The organism is Nostoc commune NIES-4072 (assembly GCF_003113895.1).
GTDB classification, from domain to species: Bacteria; Cyanobacteriota; Cyanobacteriia; order Cyanobacteriales; family Nostocaceae; genus Nostoc; species Nostoc commune.
This window is the reverse complement of the sequence record NZ_BDUD01000001.1, coordinates 5,761,174-5,781,936: the sequence shown is the minus strand read 5'-3', so window position 1 is coordinate 5,781,936 and position 20,763 is coordinate 5,761,174. Positions and strand designations below refer to the sequence as shown.

The window sequence follows — 20,763 nt, the reverse complement described above, 5'->3', positions numbered from 1 at the left end:
AAGTTGTTAACTTTAATTAAGAAATATGGAGGCTTTAGAGTGGCAATTCCTCTGTTAACATACGACCCTTCAAGTCAAAATCAGCGTGTAGCTGCATACGAAGTACCAGGTGATGAACAGCCCAGGATTTTTACTACAGACAATCTGCTTTCTCCTTCAGATTTAGACCTTCTGATTGAAGCAGCATATCGTCAAATTTTCTTTCATGCCTTTGCTGCTGATCGCCAAACATTTTTAGAGTCCCAACTCCGTAATGGACAGATTACAGTGCGGGACTTTATTCGTGGATTGCTGCTTTCCGATACCTTTAAGAAAAGCTTCTACGACCTCAACAATAATTATCGCTTTGTTGAGCAAGTAATCCAGCGTGCTCTAGGACGCGACCCATACAATGAACGGGAAAAAATTGCCTGGTCAATTGTGGTCGCTACCAAAGGTATTAGAGGCTTTATTGATGAAGTCCTCAACACTGAAGAGTACTTGAGCAATTTTGGAGACTCTACAGTACCTTATCAGCGCCGTCGCATACTGCCATCCCGCGCTGAGGGTGAGTTGCCATTCAACATCAAATCTCCGCGATACGAAGCTTACCACCGTGCCAAACTGGGTTTCCCTCAAATCATTTGGCAGGTCGAAGTACGCAGATTCCTTCCACAAGAGCGAAAGCCCAAGGCAGGCGATCCAGCTCTATTCTTGTCAATGGCACAAAGTGTCAATGCAACAGGCAATACGCCACAAAGGATCTCGTCATTCAACATCGATATCGAAAAGTCTGTACCTTATCGCCAGTTGGCTGGAATTAAGTAACGATTTTTGTTCGACGGCTGTCTAGTACATCCATTTGATCATTTTATAGCGTGCATAAGTCTTGGGTTATGTAGGAGTTTCATTTAGGTATAACTAGTGGAACAGACTCTATCCCATGTCTAATGCACGCTAGTTGTTAAGGGGGATTGGGGATTGGGGATTGGGGATTGGGGATTGGGCATGGGGCATGGGGCATGGGGCATGGGGCATGGGGCATGGGGCATGGGGCATGGGGCATGGTTTTCGCAATACTTGATGTCTGTGAAATGGTGCTGCTTTCAGATGTAGGATGAGCTTAAAGTGTAGTTCGTCTTTTTAACATCTCTAAAAGTTTTGTAAAGTGGCTGGGGGGGTTTGCTGTCACTTCAATCAACTCTCCAGATACGGGATGCTGCAATTTTAGTCGCCAAGCGTGCAGTGCTTGACCGGGCAAATTTACCCCTACTGAATGACCAGAACTATAAACTGGGTCGCCGACAATGGGATGACCCATTTTGGCGCTGTGGACGCGAATTTGATGGGTGCGTCCAGTTTCTAGTTGGAAGTGGATTAAAGTAAAATTGCCGAGGCGTTCTAGTACTTGCCAATGAGTGACGGCGGCTCGTCCGCCTTGTTCGACAGGCATAATAGCCATTTTTTTGCGGTCTTGTGGATGGCGACCAATGGGCAAGTCAATTCTGCCACTTTCAGCTTTTGGCGCACCATAAACCACGCCCAAGTATTCTCTCCGTGCGGTTTTAGCTTTGAGTTGTGCTTGTAGGTGATGATGGGCAACTTCTGTTTTAGCGATCGCGATCGCACCCGTTGTATCCTTATCTAATCGATGGACGATTCCCGGACGTTGGACTCCGCCGATTCCTGGTAAATTAGGGCAGTGCGCCAATAGGGCATTTACCAAAGTGCCATCTGGATGACCAGGTGCAGGATGGACAACTAAACCTGCGGGTTTGTTAAGAATGAGTAGCTGGTCGTCTTCGTAGAGGATATCTAAGGGGATATCTTCTGCAAGGAGTTCTAAAGGTTGCGCTTCTGGTATTTCGAGAGTGATGCGATCGCCTAACTTGACATTGATCTTCTTAGATGTGCAAACTTTATCGTTAAGTTGGACGTTGCCCTGTTCGATTAACTGTTGGATGCGGGAACGGGATAAGTCTGGTAATTCTTGGGAAAGGTAACGGTCAAGGCGATCGTTGCCTTTCGTGTTGACGCAGTGTATCGTATCCTTGAAGGGAAGTAAGCTAGACGCTGCATCCTCTAGTGGAGTTGACAAGTGTTCGCCCTTGGCGTTGACGGAGCCATCGCTATTTTCTTGGATTTGTAAATTAAATTCGGTCACAATTGCTCTAGATTATTAATTCCCCGTTCTTTAAGTAAAGCGCGAAATGCTTGAAAGGGGGGTTATAAATGGTTTCTACTTAGGTAAAACCTTGATTTGAACTTAGTTCACAGAAGCGGACGAGAACTTATGTATCCGCAAATTCTATTGCTTCAGCTATCTTGTATTTGTTTTCTTACCGATTGTCGAAACGCTCTAAGTGCTGAACTCATTCCTGTGGTTCGCGCCATTTCCACAAATCGGGGAATGAGTTCTGTAATAGAAAAAGTGGGAAATGTGGGGCTGATGAGAGACTTCACATATTGCTCACCTTGCAGCAAGCTGATTTCTAGGTTTTTGCTTTCATATCGCCAAATTTCAGGTACTTTCAACGCCTGATATGCACTAATTTGGGTTTTAGAGGTGACATCAATTTCAATTGCCAAATCAGGAGGAGGGTCAACAATTAGGTCGATCCTATCTTTCCCAATCATTAGCTTATAGTTTTGAATATAAAAACAATCATCGGGTTCAATACCTGCACTTATATCTTTTCGCTTAAAGGTAGTTGAACCTAAAGACTCCCAATTGAGATCGAGTTCATCTAGCAAGGCTTTCACTAAATCTCCAATAATTACCTTACATCGCTCATGTTCTGGTAATGGAGCCATAATTTCTAACGTTCCTTGGCTGTATGCTACTCGACTCCCGCGATGCTCCCCTAACTCGCTGAGAATTGCTTCAAATACTTGCCAACTCACATCTTCCAGGATTATTCTCTGTCCTGGTGGAACTCGAATTTGTTTGAGTTGAAGAGTAACCATAGGATGTTACTTGTTAAATAATTTTATTTTTACTCAAATTTGACATCCGAGAAAAGGGAATTTTTTCAAATTCGATTAGGACTTACGCACACTCTACGAATTCTCGGCGCTCTTGGCGTCTTGGCGGTTCGAGAAATTAAGCTTTTTAGCAATTTTTGCGTAAGTCCTATCGATGTAGTAAATGTACTAGCCAAAAAGCGATCGCTTATATTTTTTCATCTCTCCTCCTCCGTATCCTCTGCGCCTCTGCGGTTAATAATTATAAATTTATGCGCACATAACCCAAGAAACTCTAGTGTTGTCACCTTAAAAGTATCCAAATCTACGCAACGAATAGCATGGTTATTAGTATCAGCAATATATAAATGTGAACTCAAAACACTCAATCCCGAAGGTTCAAAAAACCGAGTGTTTTTACCCTGGCCATCTTGTAAGCCACTAGTACCATCTCCTAAAACTGTTTGACAATTCCCTGTACTGGGACTTACTAATTTAATTTTGTGATTATAAGTATCTGCTACCCACAGAAAATTTTGAGCATATTCCACTGCTAAACAGTGTTGTAAACGGACATCTTCACCTTGTCCATCTACATCGCCAAAACCAAATAACCCCCCACTACCGCAAACGGTTCGCACTTGATAGGGTTCTACAATTCCCACACCACGAATTGAACTAACTTCACTGTCAGCAATATATAATTCTTGCCCATTATTACTAATACCACTAGGTTGAGCAAAGGCAGATTCAGTAAGTGAACCATCAACGCAAGCTTCTGCACCAGTTCCAGCATAAGTTTTCACAATGCCAGTTTCTAAATCCATTTCCCAAATTTGATGAGGCCCAGCCATTGCAATAAACAAGGTATTTCCCACTTTGACTAAATCCCAAGGAGAATTTAGTGCAGTTTCTAAACCAGCACCACCATGAGGATGGATATTCCGGCTTTGTTCACCAGTTCCTGCGATCGCTTCCACCACTTGACGCTTTAAATCAACTCGCCGCAGGGTATGATTTTCTGTATCAGCAACATAAAGAATTTGATTTTCGGCATCATAAGCCATTCCCTGTGGTGCAAAAAATTGCGCTTCGTTAAAAGCACCATCAGTTAAGCCAGATTTTCCAGTACCAATCAAGTGCAGAATTTCGCCGTCGAAGCTACTCATAATCAGGCGATGATGTCCAGAGTCAGCGATAAACAAACCCGTCGGAGTAGCTAGAACTTTACCAGGAAAAGCTAGAGGTGTGATTAATGGTTGGCGCTGTTTTTCTAAAGTCAAACTAAGTTCTTGAAAATTAATTGTGCCTTTGTCTTGATGTTGCTGAATTAACTTTTGAATTAACTCGTCTAAAGTGTCACGGTTTCCTTCACCAGAAATCTGACCAATCACGTAACCTTCTGGATCAATAATTATTAACGTAGGCCAAGCACGCACTGCATACTCTTCCCAAATCCGAAAACTACTGTCAACTACAACTGGGTGTTCAACGTCGTAGCGTAGAATAGCTTGGCGAATATTTTCTATTTCCTTTTCGTTGTCAAATTTAGCAGAGTGAACGCCGATAACAGTAAGGCTATCTTTATATTTCTTTTCTAAATATTTTAGGTTCGGCAGAATATGCAGACAATTGATACAACAGTATGTCCAAAAATCTAAAATTACAACTCTACCCTTGAACTGTTTAAGAGACAAGGGTTTATCGGTGTTGAGCCAAGAGTAATTTTGTGGTAGTTCTGGCGCTCTGACACGGGGAATCATAAAGTATAGACCTCTTGCAAAAATAATTCATGGTAAGATAGTAGGTTTTAAAAATATGCTTTATATCTCAACCAAACATACCAAAGAGGTGACATAGGTTCTCCGTATAGGTTTTGATATGCATTTTTTAGAAAAACCTTAATCATACCACAAAATAATTATGCAAGAGGTCTTATACTTTGCTTTTAGAGGAACTCAGACTAAAAGCATCTGAAGTGTATTTAACTAACCAAGAACAAGCAAAACATTTTAGGCAACAGGCAAGAGAAGCTAACAAGTGCTGCCAAGTATTGATACAAGAGTTAAAACGCTAACAAGTTTAAAGTTAAAAACTGGCAGTTCTCAAAGATAGCCAGTTTTTAACTTTACATAGGGGTTGCTGAAAAAAAAGAAAAGGTTACAGTCTCTAGATTATCAGACCAAAGAAAGATATTCAGGTGCAAGAGTTGAGGGTAAAATAACCCAAAATCCTTGCATCACCGTGACTAGCAGGACTAAAGTGTGTCATTAGTAACCATGTACCGAAAGCAGGAGCAAACTACAATCCCACCAGAAAACTTTGAACTTCCGTTTGAAGGAAAATTATCAGAAGATAATCGTTGGGTAATTATGGCTGATTTAATACCGTGGGCGGAATTTGAAGAGGAATATTCTTCATTTTTTTCGGCAGAGATGGGAGCGCCAGCAAAATCATTTCGGGTGGCATTAGGCGCATTAATAATCAAAGAAAAACTAGGAATAAGCGACAGAGAAACAGTAGAACAAATTAAAGAAAACCCTTATCTACAGTACTTCATAGGAATATCATCTTATATTAATGAAGCTCCATTTGATCCATCTATGCTAGTCCATTTTCGTGAAAGAATTAGTGCAGACTTAGTAAACAAAGTAAATCAAGAAACTGTTAAAAGGATGCTAGAGACAACATCTTCGACTTTAGCAACTGAATCAACTGAATCAACTGAATCAACTCAAAAAAAAATAGAAGAATTAGAAAAAGAAGATAACACGCCGAAAAATCGGGGAAAATTAATATTAGATGCGACTTGTGCGCCAGCAGACATCAGCTATCCAACAGATTTCGAGCTATTAAATCAAGCAAGAAAACAGACAGAACGAATAATAGACCTTCTTTATGAACAGATAAAAGGTACATTAGAGAAAAAACCAAGGACTTATCGGGAAATAGCGAGAAAAAACTACTTAGAAGTCGCTAAAAAACGTCGTGTATCCCAAAAAGATAGGAAAAAAGCGATTAAAAAGCAGCTTCAATATATCAAAAGAAACTTATCTCATATTGACCAGCTAATCAGATCGGGAGCAACTCTAGAAAAACTAAGTACTAAACAATATAAAATGTTGCTTGTAGTTGTAGAAGTTTATCGTCAACAACTATGGTTGTATGAAAATAAAAAACAGAGTATTGATGACCGAATCGTTAGTTTAAGCCAACCACATATCCGCCCAATTGTCCGTGGAAAAGCTGGGAAAGCCGTGGAATTTGGGGCAAAATTATCAGCTAGTTATTTTGATGGGTATGTATTTTTAGACCATATTAGTTGGGATAATTTTAATGAATCAGGAGACTTAAAATCACAAGTAGAAGCATATAAAAACTATACTGGCTATTATCCAGAATCGGTTCATGTAGATAAAATTTATCGCACAAGAGAGAATAGAGCTTGGTGCAAAGGAAGAGGTATTATCATGAGTGGTCCTCCTTTGGGAAGACCACCAGCCAATGTTAGTAAAGAAAAAAAGAAACAAGATTTAGAATCTGAGAGAATTCGTAATTGTATTGAAGGAAAATTTGGGCAAGCTAAAAGAAGGTTTAGCCTCAATCGAGTGATGGCGAAACTTTCCCACACTTCTGAAACTGCAATTGCTATTACTTTTCTAGTGATGAATCTTTCTACTCACCTGTCGCGGGTGTTTTATGCTTTTTTATGTCTATTTTTGAAAACTGCACCTTTTTTGCAGTTCCGTATAACTGAAAATTATGATTTTATTAGTTATAAACAAGAAAAGCTTATCTTTGATTTTGCTTGAATAACTAGTCAACCCTTAAGATTGCTTTTTCATACTTTTTCAGCAACCCCTACATATTTACGAAATCCTATACTTTAGCTGTGGGTGACTCATCCGGTTTCACTCAAGCAGTATTCTTAAAGACTTGGTTGCAACCGCCACCTCTGATCTGATCTGGCACCGGAACCGGTGAATCCAGATAGTTCGCAATCAAAAAGTTCCAATCGCGCACGATTCGCTGTGCCAGGATTTCCAACTACATCAATGCATCTGTTGGATAATCCATTTCTGAGAAATCCTGCACCAATGAATTCCCATCTCTGATCTGTGGTATTACCTGAACCGGTAAATCCAGATAGTTCGCAATCAAAAAGTTCCAATGGGCTACGATTCGCTGTGCCAGGATCTCCAACTACATCAATGCATTTGTTGGATAATTTATTTCTGAGAAATCCACCACGAAGAAATTCCCATTTTTGATCTGTTATTCTACCGGAACCGGTGAATCCAGATAGTTCGCAATCAAAAAGTTCCAATCGCGCACGATTCGCTGTGCCAGGATCTCCAACTACATCAATGCACTTGTTGGATAGTTCGTTTATTATAAAGAATCCGCCTACTTGTGCAATAGCATTTTGATTTTCTACAACGCAAGTTGCTCCCCATAATAGCGAACCAACGAAGCCAACTGCGATCGCTGTACACTTTTTTGAATTAGGTTTCACAAGTTTTTCCCCTTGAGCGTTAAATTGATTTTGTTTCACAATGCTTTTGTTCTGGCAGATCAACTTACGCCATGTGCAACTTATACTCAAAACTCATGTGCAACTTATACTCAAAACTAACCCCCCAGCCCCCAACCCTTGTAAGGAATGGGGAGAACTACCGCAGATTTCAAGTTTATGAGCTAGAAAAATACTCCACCCGCGCACTCGCGCATCCTCCCCAATACATCGGGGAGGGTTGGGTAAGTATTGGTATCAACTTAAAGCTGAAATCTTCTGACTTCAAAATAAATTTTGAGGTGGGCTAGATGAGAATGAAATAGCCCGCCTCAGAATATTAAGTTGCACATTGCGTAAATTTAATATTCCTAAGCTTGTTCTGATTAAACTTGATATTGTCTTTTAACATCAATAACTTTCAAAAAGATTTCGCAGCTTATAGATGTTTCTCGGCTATGACGAAGCCTTGACAAGCCTCATATTACACTGTTAATTAATGTTTAATACATGAACTTTTAGAAAATTTACACTTTGAAAGAACTTGCTAAACTAACTACTACGGATTTATCAGCCTGGGTGCAACTAGCTAAAATTCAGGCTAAACAGGGACAAATTGCCGATCGCATTCCGCAATTAGCTAAAGTTAATCCTGGTTGGTTTGCAGTTCATATCTGCTGTAAATCGGGAAAAACTATTAGCTTTGGGGATATAGCTTGTGTTTTCCCGCTAATGAGCGTTATTAAGACATTTTCCTTACTTTATCTGCTAGAACATTTTGGCGCAGAAACGGTTTTTGAGTGGGTTGGGGTAGAACCTTCAGATGCACCCTTCAATTCCTTAGAACAATTAATTGCCGATCGCGGATATCCCCGCAATCCGATGATTAATAGTGGAGCAATTACTCTCGCTGATAAATTACCTGGAAAGGACGCTAGCAATCGCACTCTTTTATTTTGTCAATGGCTCAACCAATTAGCAGGTTGCCAATTATCTTTAGATAAGGTGATGCTGGCTTCAGTCCGATTAACACGCTCAACAACCAATGAAGCGATCGCAAACTATCTTACCGAAGCTGGTCATCTAGAAAATTTTAAAACAGCACTTGACACTTATGAGCAAATATGCTGTATATCTGGGCGAGTTGAAGATTTAGCCCTGTTAGGAAAGCTCTTAGCTTGTGAAAATGGCTGTTTATCAGCAAAAAATCGCCGGATTGTCAATGCGGTGATGTCAACTTGTGGATTATATGAAGCTTCTGCTCAGTATGCAGTCAGAATTGGTCTACCGATGAAATCAGGGATTGGTGGTGGACTTATAGCAATAGTACCAGGTGAGGGAGCGATCGCTTGTTACAGTCCTGGGTTGGATACGATAGGAAATCCGGTAGTGGGGCTTGCTTTTGTTGAGGCTTTAGCGCAAGAGTTAAAGTTGAGCATTTTCGGGTAAATGCTGCTTTTGAATCGGAAGAGAAATGATAAATTCAGTACCACTACCCACCTCAGACTTACATATTAGTTGTCCTCCGTGTTTCTCGACTACAATCTGATGGCTAATCGAAAGTCCCATACCAGTGCCAACACCTCTGGCTTTAGTAGTAAAGAACGTCTCAAAAATTTTTTCTTGAACATCAGGGGGAATTCCAGAACCATTATCAGCAATGCGGACAACTACCCAGTTTTTATCTTTAAGTTCAGTAGCGATCGCAATTTTCTTCTGCGATCGTAAACAGACCATGCTGTAGAAAGCATTGCTCATACGTGTAAACTTAGCGTCAAAGCCATGTCCACAAGGAACGTCAGTTCCTTACTAATAGCAAAAGTAATCTTTTGATTATTAAATATACCCAAAAATCTTTAGTCTACTTAAGTAGGGGTTGCTGAAAAAGTATGAAAAAGCAATCTTAAGGGTTGACTAGTTATTCAAGCAAAATCAAAGATAAGCTTTTCTTGTTTATAACTAATAAAATCATAATTTTCAGTTATACGGAACTGCAAAAAAGGTGCAGTTTTCAAAAATAGACATAAAAAAGCATAAAACACCCGCGACAGGTGAGTAGAAAGATTCATCACTAGAAAAGTAATAGCAATTGCAGTTTCAGAAGTGTGGGAAAGTTTCGCCATCACTCGATTGAGGCTAAACCTTCTTTTAGCTTGCCCAAATTTTCCTTCAATACAATTACGAATTCTCTCAGATTCTAAATCTTGTTTCTTTTTTTCTTTACTAACATTGGCTGGTGGTCTTCCCAAAGGAGGACCACTCATGATAATACCTCTTCCTTTGCACCAAGCTCTATTCTCTCTTGTGCGATAAATTTTATCTACATGAACCGATTCTGGATAATAGCCAGTATAGTTTTTATATGCTTCTACTTGTGATTTTAAGTCTCCTGATTCATTAAAATTATCCCAACTAATATGGTCTAAAAATACATACCCATCAAAATAACTAGCTGATAATTTTGCCCCAAATTCCACGGCTTTCCCAGCTTTTCCACGGACAATTGGGCGGATATGTGGTTGGCTTAAACTAACGATTCGGTCATCAATACTCTGTTTTTTATTTTCATACAACCATAGTTGTTGACGATAAACTTCTACAACTACAAGCAACATTTTATATTGTTTAGTACTTAGTTTTTCTAGAGTTGCTCCCGATCTGATTAGCTGGTCAATATGAGATAAGTTTCTTTTGATATATTGAAGCTGCTTTTTAATCGCTTTTTTCCTATCTTTTTGGGATACACGACGTTTTTTAGCGACTTCTAAGTAGTTTTTTCTCGCTATTTCCCGATAAGTCCTTGGTTTTTTCTCTAATGTACCTTTTATCTGTTCATAAAGAAGGTCTATTATTCGTTCTGTCTGTTTTCTTGCTTGATTTAATAGCTCGAAATCTGTTGGATAGCTGATGTCTGCTGGCGCACAAGTCGCATCTAATATTAATTTTCCCCGATTTTTCGGCGTGTTATCTTCTTTTTCTAATTCTTCTATTTTTTTTTGAGTTGATTCAGTTGATTCAGTTGATTCAGTTGCTAAAGTCGAAGATGTTGTCTCTAGCATCCTTTTAACAGTTTCTTGATTTACTTTGTTTACTAAGTCTGCACTAATTCTTTCACGAAAATGGACTAGCATAGATGGATCAAATGGAGCTTCATTAATATAAGATGATATTCCTATGAAGTACTGTAGATAAGGGTTTTCTTTAATTTGTTCTACTGTTTCTCTGTCGCTTATTCCTAGTTTTTCTTTGATTATTAATGCGCCTAATGCCACCCGAAATGATTTTGCTGGCGCTCCCATCTCTGCCGAAAAAAATGAAGAATATTCCTCTTCAAATTCCGCCCACGGTATTAAATCAGCCATAATTACCCAACGATTATCTTCTGATAATTTTCCTTCAAACGGAAGTTCAAAGTTTTCTGGTGGGATTGTAGTTTGCTCCTGCTTTCGGTACATGGTTACTAATGACACACTTTAGTCCTGCTAGTCACGGTGATGCAAGGATTTTGGGTTATTTTACCCTCAACTCTTGCACCTGAATATCTTTCTTTGGTCTGATAATCTAGAGACTGTAACCTTTTCTTTTTTTTCAGCAACCCCTAAGTAGACTTTAGCTATTAGCCTGGAACTTTAGTTCCAGGGGGGTGAAGTCAAGCCTTGAGTTATCAGTTATAACTGTTAACTGTTCGCTGATTTAAGCTATTTCTAGCTTAAGTTGACACCAATGAGCATTGCTGTGCCCCTACGAGAGATGTGGTTTTTAACTTATGCATGTTTAGCATTACTTGTCAATGCGTAAGTCCTATTTTGCTCCCGATATAAACGAGTTACTTTACTTCTCCTTTTTCGGGTAACGGTATTGATTCAGGAATTGACGTTACCTCTGGTTTAGTTTCTGCTGATGGCGTAATTATTTCTGGTGCAGGAGACTCAATAATCTCTGGTAGCGTGGGTGGCAAACTAGGAGATGTCTCAACTGGTGCTTTTGGGGTGGGGACTTTACCAGCTCGACGGTTGAAAAATCCACCAAATCTAGATTTTGTTGTCTGAGGGACAACTGTTTCCGGTAACGGCGTTGATTCAGGAGTTGGTGTTACCTCTGGCGGTGGCTCTGGTGTTGGTGTAATTACTTCTGGTGTAGGAGACTCGATAATCTCTGGTAGCGTGGGTGGCAAACTAGGAGATGTCTCAACTGGTGGTTGTGGGATGGGGACTTTCCCCGCTCGACGGTTAAAAAATCCGCCAAATCTAGGTTTTGTAGGCTGAGGGACAATTTTTTCAGGTAACGGCGTTGATTCAGGAGTTGGTGTTACCTCTGGCTGAGGTTCTATTGTAGGCGTAATTATTTCTGGCGATGTTGGGGACAAAGTGGGAGATGGTACCGTTGGAACTTCCAATTTTGGTTGTTCTGGCTTGGTTGGCTCTGTTTCTGATTCTTTGGAAGTTTCAGTTTCGGGAATCGGCTGTTTTTCTACCTTCGGTTGTATTTGGGGCGTTTTTTCAACGGATGGTGTGGGTGTGGGTTTAGGTGTAAGTCTATAATTCTGGTCTACAATGGAGCGCACCTCATCTGCTGTGAGTTCTCCTCTGACAATTCTTGATAAAGTGTCTTTACCCTTTGGTTGGTAGTCAATCAATCTAACTGTAGTATTAAAGGCATTTTTGACAGTATTTCCCTGATTATCAAGAAATTCTAGTTTTACCCAGTTTTTTCCTGGATGGAAGCCTTTAAGATAAACTGCTTGCCAGCGATCGAAAATAAAGCTTTCACCATTAATTGTGGAGCGGATGCGCCAATCACTGAATTGATCGTTAGGGTTTTCTTTGCCAACTAGGTGCAGAGGAGCGTTAGTTAGGTAAAAGTCCAGTAAGATTGGTTCTGCTCCGTAGCTACTTTGAGGGCGGCTGTAAGTTAGCAGGGGTAACTTAGGATCTGGGTTGTTGTCGTCGGTTTTAGTGAAGACGTGAAATGTTGTTTGGGCATAAGCGCCTTCATTCTTAAAGCTTTCATGCCAAGGACGAGAGGCAAAGACTCGCAAGGTATGAGTACCTGGAGACAAGTCTGGCAAAACCAAGGGCTGATTCAGGTCATAAACAGGGATATAAGGTTGGTTATCTAGAATTACATGTAGATGGGGCCCTAGTTGTAATTGTGAATCCTTAAATATTGGTAAATCCTTAACCTGAAAACTGGCTGTGGCTTTGTTGTCTTGGAGAACTTCACCAGCTTGTGGAGTAACAATTGTCACTTGTGGCTGATAAACTTCCAAAATTGTCCGCAGTTCTTGGATAACAGATGGTGGGGAAACTTCCGAAAATTGCTTTGAAATTTGAGAAATCTGTGGGGGGTTATTTCTATAGTCAGTAGATACTTCTTGGCTACTGACTTTCTCGCCACAACTGGTCAAGCTTAATACCAGCAACAATGTCATTACCCACTTGAAAATGGGAAACCTCTCAGGGAGGAGCTTCTCTAACACCCTTTTCTGCCACGAGTTCATGCGTTGCACCCAGTGATAGTCTTCGACAATTGACAGATTATTTTGGCTCAAACTGTCCATCTGGAACTATAGCCCAAAAGATGAAATCTGCCTCAAATCCCATAATTTTCTTGTGTATCTCAGGAAATTATCAAACGAATCATATTCTTTACAGCTTTTTACTTACAAAAATGGAAATATGATACAAATGTTCATGAGTAATAGCAGCCAAAGCTGGAACATCGCCTCATACAGCCAAACTATAAAATTTGCAAATTGTTATTCTTTGTAAATTAAATAGATAATCTATTGACTTTTGGACAAAGACTTTGAAGTTAAAAGGCAGTTAAGGCAGGAATTCCAGCAATATTTCAGCAAGTTTGAATTATTGTTAAAATATCTCCAAGTATCTCCAACAAAGTACAAGTGAAGACTCTATAATTCAACGAGAAACAACAATCCACATCGGTCTTCATCGCGGCTTCAGCAAAATGGAATTTGCGGTAATGGTTAACTTTGTGGTATTCATGATTCCTCATTCCTTATCTAGAGAGGAGGTCGAATGACAATAAGTCCTCCGGAGCGAGAGGAAAAAAAGGCAAGAGTAATCGTCGATAATGACCCAGTTCCAACCTCATTCGAGAAATGGGCGCAACCTGGACACTTCGACAGATCCTTAGCCAGAGGCCCCAAAACCACCACATGGATTTGGAACCTTCACGCACTCGCCCATGATTTTGATACACATACAAGCGATTTAGAAGATATATCCCGCAAGATATTCTCAGCCCACTTTGGCCACTTAGCCGTAATAATGGTTTGGTTGAGCGGGATGATTTTCCACGGGGCGAAGTTTTCTAACTACGAAGCTTGGTTAAGCGACCCGTTGAACGTTAAACCAAGTGCTCAGGTCGTTTGGCCCATTGTTGGACAAGACATTTTAAACGGTGATGTTGGCGGTGGTTTCCACGGTATTCAAATCACCTCTGGTTTGTTCCAAGTATGGCGCGGTTGGGGGATCACAAACTCCTTCCAGCTTTACTGCACAGCGATCGGTGGCTTGGTATTAGCAGCCTTATTACTATTTGCTGGCTGGTTCCACTACCACAAACGCGCTCCCAAACTGGAATGGTTCCAGAATGTGGAGTCGATGCTGAATCACCACTTGCAAGTATTGCTAGGTTGTGGTTCCTTGGGATGGGCAGGTCACATAATCCACGTATCCGCACCGACTAACAAGCTTTTGGATGCAGGTGTTGCTCTCAAAGACATACCCTTGCCCCACGAGTTCATCTTGAACAAAGACTTGTTGACCGAGCTGTATCCCAGCTTTGCTGCTGGTTTAGCACCTTTCTTCACCTTGAACTGGGGTCAGTATGCTGACTTCCTCACCTTCAAGGGCGGTCTAAACCCAGTAACAGGCGGCTTGTGGATGACTGACATTGCTCATCACCACTTAGCGATCGCAGTTCTCTTTATTATTGCTGGTCACCAGTACCGTACCAACTGGGGTATTGGTCACAGCATTAAAGAGATCCTGGAAAACCATAAAGGCCCTTTCACTGGTGAAGGTCACAAAGGTCTCTACGAAAACCTGACCACATCCTGGCACGCTCAATTGGCTACTAACCTAGCCTTCTTGGGTTCGCTGACCATCATCATCGCGCATCACATGTACGCGATGCCTCCATATCCATATTTGGCAACTGATTATGCTACACAGTTGTGCATTTTCACCCACCACATGTGGATTGGTGCATTCTGTATAGTCGGCGGTGCTGCTCACGCTGCCATATTCATGGTGCGGGATTACGATCCAGTTGTGAACCAAAACAACTTGTTAGATCGGGTGATTCGTCACCGTGATGCGATTATTTCTCACCTTAACTGGGTGTGTATCTTCCTCGGCTTCCATAGCTTTGGACTTTACATTCACAACGATACAATGCGTGCCTTGGGACGTCCCCAAGACATGTTCTCTGATACGGCAATACAGTTGCAGCCAGTGTTTGCCCAGTGGGTACAAAATATCCACACCCTAGCTCCTGGTGGCACTGCTCCCAATGCGCTAGAACCCGTTAGCTATGCTTTCGGTGGTGGGATTTTGGCTGTAGGCGGTAAAGTTGCGATGATGCCCATTGCTTTGGGTACGGCGGACTTCTTAATCCACCATATTCACGCATTCCAAATCCACGTTACTGTCCTAATTCTGCTCAAAGGTGTACTGTTTGCCCGTAGCTCTCGTCTGATTCCAGACAAAGCAAACCTGGGCTTCCGCTTCCCCTGCGATGGTCCTGGTCGTGGCGGTACTTGTCAAGTATCTGGTTGGGATCACGTATTCCTCGGACTTTTCTGGATGTACAACACAATATCCATTGCAATTTTCCACTTCAGCTGGAAGATGCAATCAGATGTCTGGGGAACCGTAGATGCAGATGGTGTTGTGACTCACATCACCGGTGGTAACTTTGCCCAAAGCGCCATCACCATCAATGGTTGGTTGCGAGACTTCTTGTGGGCGCAAGCTACGCAAGTCATCAATTCATACGGCAGTGCGCTATCTGCTTATGGACTCATGTTCTTAGGCGCTCACTTTGTTTGGGCATTCAGCTTGATGTTCCTGTTCAGTGGTCGCGGCTACTGGCAAGAACTTATTGAGTCCATTGTTTGGGCGCATAACAAACTGAAGGTAGCACCAGCAATTCAGCCTCGCGCTCTGAGCATTATTCAGGGTCGGGCTGTAGGGGTAGCTCACTACCTCTTGGGAGGAATTGCCACAACCTGGGCGTTCTTCCATGCACACATCCTTTCAGTAGGGTAGCAATCAGTTATAGAGTGCTGAGTGCTGAGTGCTGAGTGCTGAGAAAAAACTCGGAACTTAGAACTCAAAACTCAGGACTCTAGAGGCTGGTACTTGATGGCTAAAGGTCAGAGGATTTATTAAACCTATGGCGACGAAATTTCCGAAATTTAGCCAGGATCTCGCACAGGATCCGACGACTCGTCGGATATGGTATGCGATCGCTACAGGCAACGATTTTGAAACCCATGATGGCATGACGGAAGAAAATCTTTACCAAAAGATTTTCGCAACTCACTTCGGTCACTTGGCAATCATCTTCCTGTGGGCATCCAGCCTCCTGTTCCACGTAGCCTGGCAAGGTAACTTTGAACAGTGGATTAAAGATCCCCTTCATATCCGTCCCATCGCCCACGCGATTTGGGACCCTCACTTTGGTAAACCAGCGATCGAAGCTTTTACCCAAGCTGGCGCTAGTAATCCGGTAAATATTGCCTACTCTGGTGTTTACCACTGGTGGTACACCATCGGTATGCGGACTAACAGTGAACTGTACACAGGTTCAGTATTCCTGTTGTTGTTCGCGGCTGTCCTCTTGTTTGCTGGCTGGCTGCACTTGCAACCCAAGTACCGTCCTAGCTTGGCATGGTTTAAGAGTGCTGAACATCGGCTAAACCACCACTTAGCAGGTTTGTTTGGTGTTAGTTCTTTGGCTTGGGCTGGTCACTTAATTCACGTTGCTATCCCCGAAGCTCGCGGACAGCACGTAGGTTGGGATAACTTCCTATCCACCCCACCCCACCCAGCAGGTTTGACACCTTTCTTTACAGGCAACTGGGGCGTTTACGCTCAAAACCCTGACACTCCTGGGCATATATTCAGCACATCTCAAGGTGCAGGTACTGCAATTCTGACTTTCTTGGGTGGTTTCCATCCCCAGACAGAAGCTTTGTGGCTGACTGACATAGCTCATCACCACTTAGCGATCGCAGTTATCTTTATCGTTGCCGGTCACCAGTACCGGACTAACTTCGGAATTGGTCACAGCATCAAAGAAATGCTGAACTCCAAATCCGGTTTAGTACCTGGTAGCAAGAGCGAAGGTCAGTTCAACCTGCCTCACCAAGGGTTGTACGACACCTATAACAATTCACTGCACTTCCAGTTGGGTATTCACCTAGCTGCTCTAGGAACCATCACCTCTTTGGTGGCACAGCACATGTACGCCATGCCTCCTTATGCATTTATTGCTAAGGACTATACAACTCAGGCAGCGCTGTACACGCACCATCAATATATTGCTGGTTTCCTGATACTAGGTGCTTTTGCTCACGGAGCTATATTCTGGGTACGTGATTACGACCCAGAACAAAACAAAGGCAACGTCCTTGAGCGCGTGTTGAAGCACAAAGAAGCGATTATCTCCCACCTTAGCTGGGTATCCCTTTTCTTAGGCTTCCACACCCTTAGCTTGTACGTCCACAACGACGTAGTGGTTGCTTTCGGTACTCCTGAAAAGCAAATCCTGATTGAGCCAGTGTTTGCCCAGTTTGTCCAAGCTTCTCATGGTAAAGTACTGTACGGCTTAAACACCTTGTTGTCTAACCCAGATAGTATTGCTAATACAGCATGGCCCAACTACGCTAACGTTTGGTTACCAGGCTGGTTAGATGCCATCAATGCTGGTACTAACTCCTTGTTCTTGACAATTGGCCCTGGCGACTTCTTGGTACACCATGCGATCGCTTTAGGTCTGCACACCACCACCTTGATCTTGGTCAAAGGTGCTTTGGATGCCCGTGGTTCTAAGCTGATGCCCGATAAAAAGGACTTCGGCTATGCCTTCCCTTGCGACGGCCCCGGTCGTGGCGGTACTTGCGACATCTCAGCTTGGGATTCCTTCTACCTAGCCGCGTTCTGGATGCTCAACACCCTTGGTTGGGTTACGTTCTACTGGCATTGGAAACATCTAGGTATTTGGCAAGGCAACGTAGCTCAGTTTAATGAGAACTCTACATATCTCATGGGCTGGTTCCGCGATTACCTCTGGGCTAACTCTGCTCAGTTGATTAACGGTTACAACCCCTACGGCGTGAATAACCTGTCTGTCTGGGCTTGGATGTTCTTGTTTGGACACCTAGTTTGGGCTACTGGCTTCATGTTCTTAATCTCCTGGAGAGGTTACTGGCAAGAGTTGATTGAAACCCTTGTTTGGGCACACGAACGCACTCCTCTAGCTAACCTAGTTCGCTGGAAAGATAAGCCCGTTGCTCTGTCTATTGTTCAAGGTCGTGTAGTTGGTCTAGCTCACTTCACTGTTGGCTATGTCTTGACTTACGCCGCATTCTTGATTGCTTCTACTGCTGGTAAGTTTGGTTAATTCAGCTACTAGTTTTGTAGGTAAGTAATAAAAATCCCCTGCCGCAAGGTGGGGGATTTTTTTACTCATTCATTAATGACTGTTGGTCTTTAAAATGGCTACGAGCATATAAGCAAGTAAAAATTTAAAAGGATGTAAACTAAAATAGTGAGGGCCTAAAATTAAACTTAATTACAAGCACTCAAAACCATGACAAACTGGCAAGAACGCATTACTCAAAACCCAAATGTATGTCACGGTAAACCGTGTATCAAAGGAACACGCATTATGGTATCAGTCATCCTTGATAACTTTGCCGAGGGACTGACATTTGAGGAAATTATTCAAGAGTATCCACCACTGGTTTTAGAAGATATCAAAGCAGCTATTGCTTATGCAGCCCAATTAACCAGGGAAGAGGAATTGTTGCCACTGCGATGAATAAAATGACAGTAAAACTCGACGAGAATATGGCACAAACCCACGTTGAGTTTTTACAGCAAGCTGGTTACAACGCTGACCGTGTGACTGATGAAGGATTATCTGGTGCTGATGATGAAACTGTTTGGGAGCAAGTTTGTGCTGAGGAACGGTTTTTCATCACCCTTGATTTAGACTTCTCTGATGTTCGCCGCTTTCCACCAGGCACTCATCCTGGTATTCTACTATTGCGTTCGCGTAATCGTAGCCGTCAAACAGTGCTAGAAATTTTGTCTCGTGTTGTACAGGAGCAACCTTTAGAAAAGTTGAAAGGTTGTCTTGTAGTAGCAGACGACATACAAACGCGAATCCGGCGATCGCAGTGATAGCATGGATACAAAGTTAATATACCCCTCTGCGTTACTTTGCGCTTCCCTCGTGTTCCTCTGCGTTAAAAAAATCACTTTTAAAATAAAATATCCAGACAATATCAAAACAAGCTATAACTATAAAAAACGAGATAATTTTATAACTCTTGCAAGAAGAATCAATAACGTCATCAAAAGAAATAATTTTTAATCCCTATTATACCCAGCAGAACGGAACAGCATATTTAGGTGATAGCCTTAAACTTATTAAATTCATTGACGATAATAGTATTAATTTAATTATCACATCACCTCCATTTGCTTTAACAAGAAAAAAAGAATACGGTAACGAAACTTCTGAAAAATATATTGAGTGGTTCTTACCATTTGCGTATGAATTTAAAAGAGTACTGGCAGATAATGGCTCATTCGTACTAGATTTAGGTGGCGCTTACCTTCCTGGTAATCCCGTGCGGAGTATCTATCAATACGAACTTTTAGTTAGATTATGCAAAGAAGTAGGTTTATTTCTTGCTCAAGAATTCTACCACTATAATCCGGCTCGACTGCCAACCCCTGCTGAGTGGGTAACAATCAGGCGGATTCGTGTGAAAGATTCTGTAAATACAGTTTGGTGGTTGTCTAAGACACCGAATCCTAAAGCAGATAACAGAAAAGTTTTAAAGCCCTATAGCCAAAGTATGAAACAATTACTCAAAAATGGCTATAAGGCTAAAATACGTCCTAGTGGACATGATATTTCGGATAAATTCCAAAAGGATAACCAAGGTGCAATTCCGCCAAATATACTAGAAATTGCTAATACTGAATCGAATAGTGCTTATTTACGACGCTGTAAATCAGCAGAAATTAGACCCCATCCAGCACGTTTTCCTCAAGGGTTCGCCGAGTTCTTCATCAAATTCTTAACTGATGAAGGTGATATGGTTTTAGATCCATTTGCAGGTTCTAACACAAGCGGGTTTGTGGCTGAAACTCTGCAACGTCGATGGATATCTTTTGAAATTAACGAGGATTATGTAATGGGAAGCCGTTATCGTTTTACTCAATAAAGATATTAAGTAAATATTCAGGACTGAGCAGTTAAAATCTATAACTCATAACTACTTAAATTTCTCCATTCACTTGCATTTGATGAACTTGATCTGCTAACTCTTGACGACCTTGATCATCTAGTTTGTCAATTGCTAACATCCCCATGAGAATAACTTCTTTCAGGGTCAAACGTGTCGAATGTGCCTGTTTTTGCACAATCTCTTTAATAATGGGACTCACACCAATCGCTGTACTAGCTCTAGCCACGGAATAAAAGGAAAACATTAATGATTAAGCCTAAATCTTACCACCTCCCATGAAGTTATTTTCTCTAGTTAAAACTTAATTTAAATGTGTTTCAACTCATACTTCAATAAGTAAACATTAAGTTGAAATTAGGTATGTAGAGAATAACCTTCTAAGTGCAGGGCACTGTCCTACAACTGGACAATTTATATTAAAACCCCAATTATGACATTAAAGGTAAGAGCCTAGTTTTGCATGAAAATAAACTTAACTTTTCTTATCCCAGAATAACGGGTATAGTGTCTAACAGTGTTCTAGATAGCTCTAAAGTTATCCTAAATCTTTTTGATTGAGGGTCTACGGGCATAACTTCTAACTGTGCTGTAAATTACCTAAAATGCTCAAAAACTTCTTTAAGTGTCGATCCTTGTCTGATACTAGTTATGAATCTTTAATCTAACTAATTCCATATTTGAGAACTGACGCATTTGCAACACTCAATTCCATCTGAGAAATTAAAAAGCTAAATGCGATCGCCACAATTGACTGACATTTTGAAACCTGAAATCAAATGGTTAT

At 41.5% G+C, this 20,763-nt stretch carries 17 protein-coding genes; 9 read left to right on the top strand and 8 right to left on the bottom strand.

Features of this window, described 5'->3' with window-relative positions:
- Positions 1–39 precede the first annotated feature (39 nt).
- Together CDC33_RS25770 and CDC33_RS39910 are read left to right on the top strand one after the other, a co-directional pair.
- Positions 40–807: a phycobilisome rod-core linker polypeptide gene (locus CDC33_RS25770; protein ID WP_109012707.1), complete on the top strand. Its 768-nt coding sequence runs from the start codon at positions 40–42 to the stop codon at positions 805–807.
- A gap of 146 nt (positions 808–953) precedes the next feature.
- Positions 954–1,100, top strand: coding sequence for a hypothetical protein (locus CDC33_RS39910; RefSeq protein WP_219930065.1), 147 nt, complete (start codon positions 954–956; stop codon positions 1,098–1,100).
- Between the two features lie 2 nt (positions 1,101–1,102).
- On the opposite strand, the gene CDC33_RS25765 is transcribed toward CDC33_RS39910, so the two are convergent.
- The 3 genes from CDC33_RS25765 to CDC33_RS25755 form a co-directional block, all read right to left on the bottom strand.
- Entirely contained in the window at positions 1,103–2,023 is a 921-nt protein-coding gene (locus CDC33_RS25765; protein WP_109012706.1) for an RluA family pseudouridine synthase, read from the bottom strand.
- A 272-nt stretch (positions 2,024–2,295) separates the two neighbouring features.
- Positions 2,296–2,946, bottom strand: coding sequence for a Uma2 family endonuclease (locus CDC33_RS25760; protein ID WP_109011330.1), 651 nt, complete (start codon positions 2,944–2,946; stop codon positions 2,296–2,298).
- A 215-nt stretch (positions 2,947–3,161) separates the two neighbouring features.
- The gene (locus CDC33_RS25755; RefSeq protein ID WP_109011329.1) at positions 3,162–4,706 is read right to left on the bottom strand and encodes a thioredoxin-like domain-containing protein; all 1,545 of its coding nucleotides are present in this window, start codon (positions 4,704–4,706) and stop codon (positions 3,162–3,164) included.
- 516 nt (positions 4,707–5,222) lie between these two features.
- Between CDC33_RS25755 and CDC33_RS25750 the strand changes: the two genes are divergently transcribed.
- Entirely contained in the window at positions 5,223–6,755 is a 1,533-nt protein-coding gene (locus CDC33_RS25750) for an IS5 family transposase (RefSeq protein WP_109007337.1), read from the top strand.
- 116 nt (positions 6,756–6,871) lie between these two features.
- Here CDC33_RS25750 and CDC33_RS25745 read toward each other — a convergent pair whose 3' ends face one another.
- Positions 6,872–7,459 carry an RICIN domain-containing protein gene (locus CDC33_RS25745; RefSeq protein WP_181374129.1) on the bottom strand — a complete coding sequence of 196 codons (588 nt, stop codon included), beginning with the start codon at positions 7,457–7,459 and terminating at the stop codon, positions 6,872–6,874.
- Between the two features lie 531 nt (positions 7,460–7,990).
- On the opposite strand from CDC33_RS25745, the gene glsA reads away from it, so the two are divergent.
- Positions 7,991–8,905, top strand: a complete 915-nt coding sequence (glsA, locus tag CDC33_RS25735) for a glutaminase A (RefSeq protein WP_109011326.1) — start codon at positions 7,991–7,993, stop codon at positions 8,903–8,905.
- Here glsA and CDC33_RS25730 read toward each other — a convergent pair.
- The 3 genes from CDC33_RS25730 to CDC33_RS25720 all read right to left on the bottom strand — a co-directional run bounded on the left by CDC33_RS25730 (position 8,882) and on the right by CDC33_RS25720 (position 12,956).
- Positions 8,882–9,214 carry a sensor histidine kinase gene (locus CDC33_RS25730; RefSeq protein ID WP_369694352.1) on the bottom strand — a complete coding sequence of 111 codons (333 nt, stop codon included), beginning with the start codon at positions 9,212–9,214 and terminating at the stop codon, positions 8,882–8,884. The genes glsA and CDC33_RS25730 overlap by 24 nt on opposite strands.
- A 164-nt stretch (positions 9,215–9,378) precedes the next feature.
- Complete coding sequence (locus CDC33_RS25725) at positions 9,379–10,911, bottom strand: IS5 family transposase (protein ID WP_109007337.1); 1,533 nt, start codon at positions 10,909–10,911, stop codon at positions 9,379–9,381.
- A gap of 371 nt (positions 10,912–11,282) precedes the next feature.
- Positions 11,283–12,956, bottom strand: coding sequence for a hypothetical protein (locus tag CDC33_RS25720; protein WP_181374240.1), 1,674 nt, complete (start codon positions 12,954–12,956; stop codon positions 11,283–11,285).
- 541 nt (positions 12,957–13,497) lie between these two features.
- Here CDC33_RS25720 and psaA point away from each other — a divergent pair.
- The 5 genes from psaA (at position 13,498) to CDC33_RS25695 (ending at position 19,955) form a co-directional block, all read left to right on the top strand.
- Entirely contained in the window at positions 13,498–15,756 is a 2,259-nt protein-coding gene (gene psaA / locus CDC33_RS25715; RefSeq protein WP_109011325.1) for a photosystem I core protein PsaA, read from the top strand.
- 127 nt (positions 15,757–15,883) lie between these two features.
- Entirely contained in the window at positions 15,884–18,115 is a 2,232-nt protein-coding gene (gene psaB / locus CDC33_RS25710; RefSeq protein ID WP_109011324.1) for a photosystem I core protein PsaB, read from the top strand.
- A 189-nt stretch (positions 18,116–18,304) separates the two neighbouring features.
- A complete protein-coding gene (locus CDC33_RS25705; RefSeq protein WP_109011323.1) occupies positions 18,305–18,535 on the top strand; it encodes a DUF433 domain-containing protein in 231 nt (76 codons plus the stop codon).
- Positions 18,532–18,900: a DUF5615 family PIN-like protein gene (locus CDC33_RS25700; RefSeq protein ID WP_109011322.1), complete on the top strand. Its 369-nt coding sequence runs from the start codon at positions 18,532–18,534 to the stop codon at positions 18,898–18,900. Before CDC33_RS25705 ends, CDC33_RS25700 begins: the two co-directional genes overlap by 4 nt.
- A gap of 149 nt (positions 18,901–19,049) precedes the next feature.
- On the top strand, positions 19,050–19,955 hold the full coding sequence (locus tag CDC33_RS25695) for a DNA-methyltransferase (protein ID WP_109011321.1): 906 nt from the start codon (positions 19,050–19,052) through the stop codon (positions 19,953–19,955).
- A gap of 55 nt (positions 19,956–20,010) precedes the next feature.
- Here CDC33_RS25695 and CDC33_RS25690 read toward each other — a convergent pair whose 3' ends face one another.
- A complete protein-coding gene (locus CDC33_RS25690) occupies positions 20,011–20,223 on the bottom strand; it encodes a hypothetical protein (RefSeq protein WP_100899890.1) in 213 nt (70 codons plus the stop codon).
- Positions 20,224–20,763 lie beyond the last annotated feature (540 nt).

Coding starts and splice junctions, on each gene's coding strand:
- CDC33_RS25730 (WP_369694352.1), bottom strand. CDS start 9,214: ATGAGCAATGCTTTCTACAGCATGGTCTGTTTACGATCGCAGAAGAAA.
- CDC33_RS25705 (WP_109011323.1), top strand. CDS start 18,305: ATGACAAACTGGCAAGAACGCATTACTCAAAACCCAAATGTATGTCAC.
- CDC33_RS25700 (WP_109011322.1), top strand. CDS start 18,532: ATGAATAAAATGACAGTAAAACTCGACGAGAATATGGCACAAACCCAC.
- psaB (WP_109011324.1), top strand. CDS start 15,884: ATGGCGACGAAATTTCCGAAATTTAGCCAGGATCTCGCACAGGATCCG.
- CDC33_RS25720 (WP_181374240.1), bottom strand. CDS start 12,956: ATGAACTCGTGGCAGAAAAGGGTGTTAGAGAAGCTCCTCCCTGAGAGG.
- CDC33_RS25755 (WP_109011329.1), bottom strand. CDS start 4,706: ATGATTCCCCGTGTCAGAGCGCCAGAACTACCACAAAATTACTCTTGG.
- psaA (WP_109011325.1), top strand. CDS start 13,498: ATGACAATAAGTCCTCCGGAGCGAGAGGAAAAAAAGGCAAGAGTAATC.
- CDC33_RS25725 (WP_109007337.1), bottom strand. CDS start 10,911: ATGTACCGAAAGCAGGAGCAAACTACAATCCCACCAGAAAACTTTGAA.
- CDC33_RS25690 (WP_100899890.1), bottom strand. CDS start 20,223: ATGTTTTCCTTTTATTCCGTGGCTAGAGCTAGTACAGCGATTGGTGTG.
- CDC33_RS25760 (WP_109011330.1), bottom strand. CDS start 2,946: ATGGTTACTCTTCAACTCAAACAAATTCGAGTTCCACCAGGACAGAGA.
- CDC33_RS25750 (WP_109007337.1), top strand. CDS start 5,223: ATGTACCGAAAGCAGGAGCAAACTACAATCCCACCAGAAAACTTTGAA.